5 protein-coding genes are annotated in these 5,657 nt (G+C 29.7%); all 5 read left to right on the top strand.

What is annotated here, in order from left to right:
* Positions 1–276: 276 nt before the first annotated feature.
* The 5 genes from dcm to B0A58_RS06060 all read left to right on the top strand — a co-directional run bounded on the left by dcm (position 277) and on the right by B0A58_RS06060 (position 5,351).
* The gene (gene dcm, locus B0A58_RS06080) at positions 277–1,755 is read left to right on the top strand and encodes a DNA (cytosine-5-)-methyltransferase (protein ID WP_089080299.1); all 1,479 of its coding nucleotides are present in this window, start codon (positions 277–279) and stop codon (positions 1,753–1,755) included.
* 4 nt (positions 1,756–1,759) lie between these two features.
* On the top strand, positions 1,760–2,860 hold the full coding sequence (locus B0A58_RS06075; protein ID WP_089080298.1) for an HNH endonuclease: 1,101 nt from the start codon (positions 1,760–1,762) through the stop codon (positions 2,858–2,860).
* 276 nt (positions 2,861–3,136) lie between these two features.
* Entirely contained in the window at positions 3,137–3,634 is a 498-nt protein-coding gene (locus tag B0A58_RS06070) for a hypothetical protein (RefSeq protein ID WP_089080297.1), read from the top strand.
* A 355-nt stretch (positions 3,635–3,989) separates the two neighbouring features.
* On the top strand, positions 3,990–4,349 hold the full coding sequence (locus B0A58_RS06065; protein WP_089080296.1) for a transcriptional regulator: 360 nt from the start codon (positions 3,990–3,992) through the stop codon (positions 4,347–4,349).
* A gap of 174 nt (positions 4,350–4,523) precedes the next feature.
* Positions 4,524–5,351 (top strand): hypothetical protein, encoded by an 828-nt coding sequence (locus B0A58_RS06060; RefSeq protein WP_133063079.1) that lies wholly within the window; start codon positions 4,524–4,526, stop codon positions 5,349–5,351.
* Positions 5,352–5,657: the final 306 nt, after the last annotated feature.

Here is a 5,657-nt window from a genome sequence, read left to right as displayed (position 1 = left end):
AAAAAAGAACAAGTAGATTTGACTATTTTATATGTATATTTGGTATCAGTTTACTTTTGTGTTAAAAATGTAAAATAGTTTTCTAAAATAATAAAATGTATTATGTTTGCATTTGATAAATGATTTAAAAAACGCAATAGCTTTCGTATAGCTAGTAGTTGGCGGTAATTTTACAAGACGACCATGCTAAAAATAAACGATAAAAAAATATTGTGAGAGTAAAATAATTTCCATACTTTTGGACAAAATTAGTCCGAACAAAATAATAGACAATTAATGGAAGTAACATTTGGAGAATATATCAAACAAAGACGTGGGGAATTGGGTTTTCCATTACGGAAAGTAGCTTCACATATTGACATTGACCCATCGACACTTGGGAAAATAGAGAAAGATGAGAGAAGTATAAATTTAGAACTTTTAGATAATCTTTCAATAATTTTACAAACTGATAAAACAACTCTTTTAAATTATCATTATTCAACAAAAATAGTGGAAGAACTTAAAGAATATCCACAATATGAAGAAGTTTTAAGTATTGTAAGTGAACATTTGCAACATTATTCAACAAGTCAACATATTTTAAAGTTTGACAAAGATTGGAGAGAAAAAGAATTTTCAAATCCAAATGCGACAATCAAAATTGGTACGATGTTTTCAGGCATTGGTGCTATTGAATATGCGCTAAAAAGACTAAACTTAAATTCTGAAATTCAATTTGCTTGCGACAGTGATAATTTTGTGAAACAAAGTTATTTTGCAAATTATGAAATTGGTGCTGAAAATTGGTATAATGATGTCTGCAATATTGACGGCAAAAAATATAAAGACAAATTAGATTTATTAGTTGGAGGAAGTCCTTGCCAATCATTTTCAATGGTTGGAAAACGCAAAGGATTTGACGATACCAGAGGTACACTTTTTTATGAATTTGCAAGAGTTGTAAAAGAAAGTCAACCAAATGTTTTTATTTTTGAAAATGTAAAAGGACTTTTGAACCACGACAATGGGAATACTTTTGATACCATAAAAGCCACATTTGACGAACTTGGATATAATTACTTTTATCAAGTTTTGAACGCAAAAAATTACGGTATTCCTCAACACAGAGAAAGAATTTTTGTAATTGGTTTCAAAGATAAAACCACTGAATTTTCTTTTCCGGAATCCATTGCATTAGAACATAAAATGCAAGATTTTTTAGAAGATTTTATAGATAGTAAATATTACTTAAAAGAAAAAGGAGTAAAATTTGTAACAAGTTCAAAAAACAGAAACAAACGCTATACCCAAATAAATGGAGAAGTTGCACTTTGCCAAAAGGCAAACCAACAATTTAATTGGCACGGAGATTTTGTTTTTGAGCAAGGTAATGTATCTGAATTTACTGACTTTGTATTTGATGTAAATGAAGTAGAAGAGAAATATTATTTGTCAGACAAAGTGCGTGATTATGTTTTAAGTAGTGGTACAAAAACGTTTAAGACAAACGTAAAAACAGACCTTGAAATAGCAAGACCTCTTTTGCAATCTATGCACAAAATGCACCGTTCTGGGGTGGACAATTACGTTACACATTCAGGCAGAATTAGAAAACTAACCCCAAAAGAATGTTTAAGATTAATGGGCTTTCGTGACGATTTTAAACAAGTTGTAAGCGACACTCAAATGTATAGACAAGCTGGAAACAGTATTGTGGTTGATGTTTTAATTGCATTACTTAAGCAAATGGATATAACGAAATACGCAGAATAGAAAAATGGAGAGCTTTCAAAAAATAAATATTGAGGGTAAGGAATATTTTATAATTGACTCTATCCAAAATTTAAGAGCAGAAGACAGTTTTATTTACAGAAAAAACAAACTTCAAATGTTCAAAGGAAATGGAGAATCAAGAAAATATGTTGGTAGTTATTTAGGTTCAAGTGGCGAAAGATTAAGCGATTTTTTCGAGTATAAAAATTGGGGGAAAGGGATTGAAAATGGCGAAAGAGTTTACACAGCAATTCAAGAGGGAAATTGTTTTTTTAGCAAGTCAAACTTGCTAAAATATTTGTATGATGCAAGAATTGAATATCAAAAACAAGAACAGATCTACAATTTTGATATATCAGAATTGTACGCAACAAACTTACAAAGTATATCCGAACTTCGAGAAGAAAAATTATTTTTCACTATTTATGATGTTTCAGACCTTACAGATAATAAATTAAGTCGTGGCTATATTCGTTCAGATAACAAAATTTGGGACATTTGGCGTAAAATTGTTTTACCTAAAATCAGTTATTTGTCAATTTTGAAACTATTGCCGGTTGTTGGTAATAAAGAAAATCAAAAACCATTATTTTATTTCAGAATTTTACTTGATTATCAATTTAGGTCTATCGTACACCCAAAACTTATTGGAACTACTGCTGAAATTGAAATTGTAGAAAAAGAAAAACGAGAAAAAACAAAATCAATTGGGCGACAAGGTGCAGATTTATATAGGAAAAAAGTAATTGAGCATATGCCTCAATGTCCTTTTACAAAGATTACAGATGAAAAATTATTAATTGCGAGCCACATAAAACCTTATAGAGTTTGTATAAAAGAAGGGCGAGAAGACCAAGCAATTGATTATTTAAACGGACTTGCCTTAACACCAACTTATGACAAATTATTTGACCAAGGTTACATAACTTTCAAAGATAATGGCGATTTAATTTGTGGAACTTTACTTTCTGCATACACTTGGGAACGTCTGAATATAAATCCAAATGCTAAAAACAATTTGCGAATTTTTCCAGAAGATAGACAACAATATTTAGACTATCACAGAAAATTTGTATTTCAAGATGACATTAATGACCTTATATAAAAAGCTGCCACTAACACCTAGCCTTTCCTTGCATCTAAAAGCCGAACCATGAAACGCTTGGCAAAACCTCCCAACTTTTCAGAATTTTAATAACCACATCTTGAAAAAATTATGAAATACTTTCCATTTCAGTCTGGGCTAGGGTTTTAGTATTCTAAAAAAGTTTTTTGAAGGTAATACTAGGAAGAAAATTTTTTCTAAAAATAATTTTTTATTTGGATATATTTTTTATTTTTGTATATATTTATAGTGTAAACCTTTAAAAAATATAAAATCATGAGTAATTTAACCAACAATCGTATTAATATTACGGCTACGGCTGCACAAGTAACTGGCGTAAAAACGGCAATCCAAACCATCAATTCCAATTTGCCTTTTTTAGTGGGGCTCACCACCGAGGAGCGAATGGCACTGCCAGCCATCAATGTGAATAACAAGGCATTTACAGAAGATGCCATCAATGCCATGGCGAACAACCCAACGCTTATGCCTAGTTATTTATCTGTAACCAATATGCAAAATGATTTAACGCTTTTTACACAATTAGATGAGCTGATTCTCATTGTAAAACAATTGCTAGAACGCCTAGAAGACACACAACTACTGGCAGGAAGCGAAGCGTATGTGTCGGCACTTGCAGCATACAGAGCCATTGGCGGTGCCGCAGATGCTGGAGTAGCAGGGGCAGACACCATTTACAACCAACTCAAAACACGGTTTGCCAACCAAGGAGCAGGAACAAGCACGCCTTCTACACCGCCTGTTCAGCAATAACCTTTAGTATTTCACTTTTTAAGCTCTTACTTTTTCGATAAAGTAAGGGCTTTTTTATTTCTAACCCTATCATAAAAGATAAAAACGATACCAAAATAGTGATTATAGCTATTTTATATAGTGATTATAGCTATATAAAATAGTAATGATAGCTATTTAAAATAGTAATTATGGCTATTTAAAATAGTAATTATGGTTATATTAAATAGTAGTTATTTGTATTTAAAATAGTGTTTATATATATTTAAAATAGTGTTTATGTATATTTAAAATAGTAGTTATGAATATTTAAAATAGTAGTTATTGGTATTTTATTTAAAAAAAACACTAAATTTGCTAAATAAATTTTAAGAAGATGAATATAACAAAAAAATTTAGAGTAGTAAAAAAAGGAGACAATCCAGCTTTAGGTAATTTTGTGAGGTATTATTTGCATCAAAACCAAGTGGCGATGAAAACGGTTTCGGATGGTTTGGGAGTACGATATAGTACCCTTAACAATTACCTAAAAAACACCTCCTTTCAGTTTACTATATTATGGCGGATGAGCCAGATTGTAAACTACAATTTTTTGATGGATTTGGGCGAATGGCTGGGCATCCCTTATGAAACCAAAGCAGAAAAAGCCCTAAAAGAGCAATTAGAATCGCTCCATAAAGAAAACCAAGCCCTCCAAAAAGAAAATGAATTGCTACGAGAATTACTCAAAAGATAAAAAATATCATAAAACGAAATTTAAAAAAAATTGTAGTTTAAAAAAATAGGTTGTATTATTGCAAAAGGTAAAATCATTAGTAATACTTTCTAAAAAAGAATAAATAGTGGGAGTTATTGCGGGAATAAGATAGTGGGCAGACAGATTAGAGCGACAGAAAACCGAATGAAAAATATGAACTTAAAATCAATATATTTTATTATACTTTTTACAATTTGCATAAGTTGTAAAAATGATAATTCTGAACAAAAAAAACAGCTACAAACTGAAAAGAAGAGTAACAATGAATTATTAACTCAATGCTTACCTCAAATTATTGACAATGCAAAACTTGAAAAAGAAAAAATAGTTATTTATTCAGAAAAAGAGAATGAAACATTAATTCTTTCAAAAAATGAACTTAGCAAAATAGAAAAACTTTTTCCACTCTTTAAATCAGATTTTTTTTTAAATCCACACGAAGCATATTCAGCTAGTGGAGAATGGAAGGATTACATAAATCAAAATGGAAAGAAAGAGCATTATTCTTTTGGCAGTGAAGCAGGTCAAGATAAATTTTGTTTGATTTACACATATTATTTAAAACAAAAAAATGGAGAACAAAAATTTAAAACAGAAAGACAGAACTTAATTAAGCTTTATAAAGCAATAAATGAACTTTATGGTGAATTAAATTATGGAGGAACTTTTTATGGTCATCAAAATAAAAGATTAAACGCTTTTGCAGAATATTCAGTATATCTTTTAAAAATCAAAGGAGAATATTATAATAAAAAGTATGATTTTAGAAATCAAAAAAAAATATATTTAAAATCACTTATTCAATATGTTACTGATGAAGAAAGTCAAAATGTATATAACCAAATAGATTTAGTTGAAAATAAAACTAAAGCAATAGAAAGAGCAAAAGAACTTGAAAAAAAAATAGATATTTTACAAAAATTAATTACGAACTATTTTTATCTAAATCAAGTACAGAATTTTGAAAACAATTATAAATAAAAAACCGAACGCACAACAGCTAGCCTTTTCTTGCACCTGAAAGCCAAGCAAGGAATTATTTCAACAAATACCTACAAAAAACACAATACACAAGTTAAACTCGGGTTGAATGGAACCGATTATATATTGTCAACACTATATGGAGTTATCGAAAAGTTTTTAGTCCCGACAGCTATCGGGATTAAGAGGAATTAGTTCCGCTTTTTTTTATGTAATACCAAATATACATATAAAATAGTCCAATCTATTGGTTCTTTTTTGCTAAAATGAGTCAAAAAAAAATAGTTCCGTAGCCCAGCTATGCAA

This window comes from Flavobacterium branchiophilum NBRC 15030 = ATCC 35035, from assembly GCF_002217205.1.
Classification (GTDB): Bacteria; Bacteroidota; Bacteroidia; order Flavobacteriales; family Flavobacteriaceae; genus Flavobacterium; species Flavobacterium branchiophilum.
The sequence above is the reverse complement of the archived record's forward strand: the minus strand, read 5'-3'. Positions and strand labels throughout refer to the sequence as shown.